The 1,044-nt window shown below is 50.4% G+C and carries 1 protein-coding gene; it reads right to left on the bottom strand.

Translation table 11 applies throughout. The annotated features are described in order from the left end of the window. Positions 1-1,044: thiamine pyrophosphate-dependent enzyme (locus MHN79_RS20785; RefSeq protein ID WP_239174905.1), on the bottom strand; the 1,044-nt coding region annotated here is incomplete at both ends.

The following is a 1,044-nucleotide window of genomic DNA, read 5'->3' as shown; positions in this document are numbered from 1 at the left end:
TGCGTATTCCATAAACATAAGGAAAGTCGCGCCGTAAGGAACAAAGCCGCCGTGCAGAGCAATACCATTCATGATGGCTGTCATACCAAATTCACGCACGCCGTAGTGGATGTAGTTACCTGACGCATCTTCAGCCGATACTGATTTAGAGCCAGACCACATAGTGAGGTTTGAAGGCGCTAAATCGGCAGAGCCGCCCAGAAACTCTGGCAACATTTGACCAAAGGCTTCCAGCGCGTTTTGCGACGCTTTACGTGAAGCAATGTTGGCTGGGTTAGCTTGCAAGTCTGCGATGATTTGGCTGGTTTTTTGTTCCCACTCAGCAGGTAGTTCGCCATTTAGACGACGCTTAAGCTCTGCCGCTTCTGCTGGGTAAGCCGCAGCATAAGCATCAAATTTATCATTCCACGTCGCTTCTTTGGCTGCGCCAGCTTCTTTGGCATCCCACTGGGCATACACATCCGCAGGGATTTCAAATGGACCATGTTCCCAACCCAATTGCTTGCGGGTAGCCGCAATTTCATCAGCGCCAAGCGGAGCACCGTGACAATCGTGAGAGCCTGATTTATTCGGTGAACCAAAGCCAATAATGGTTTTGGTACAAATTAATGTTGGACGAGGATCGGCTTTCGCGGCTTTGATCGCCGTATCGATCGCTTCAGGATCGTGGCCATCAACCGCTGGAATAACGTGCCAACCGTAAGACTCAAAACGCTTAGGCGTATCATCAGAGAACCAGCCTTCAACGTGACCATCGATTGAAATGCCGTTGTCATCCCAAAACGCGATAAGCTTACCAAGGCCTAGTGTACCCGCCAAAGAGCAAGCTTCGTGCGAGATCCCTTCCATCAAACAGCCATCGCCCATAAAGGCGTAGGTGTAGTGATCGACAATGTCATGGCCTGACTTGTTAAACTGCGCCGCTAGCGTTTTTTCCGCAAGGGCCATACCAACTGCATTGGTAATGCCTTGGCCAAGAGGACCTGTAGTCGTTTCAACACCTGGCGCGTAACCATATTCTGGGTGACCTGGCGTTTTAGAATG

Source organism: Vibrio sp. Of14-4 (assembly GCF_022347625.1).
Classification (GTDB): domain Bacteria; phylum Pseudomonadota; class Gammaproteobacteria; order Enterobacterales; family Vibrionaceae; genus Vibrio; species Vibrio pristinus.
This window is presented reverse-complemented; position numbering and strand designations above follow the sequence as displayed.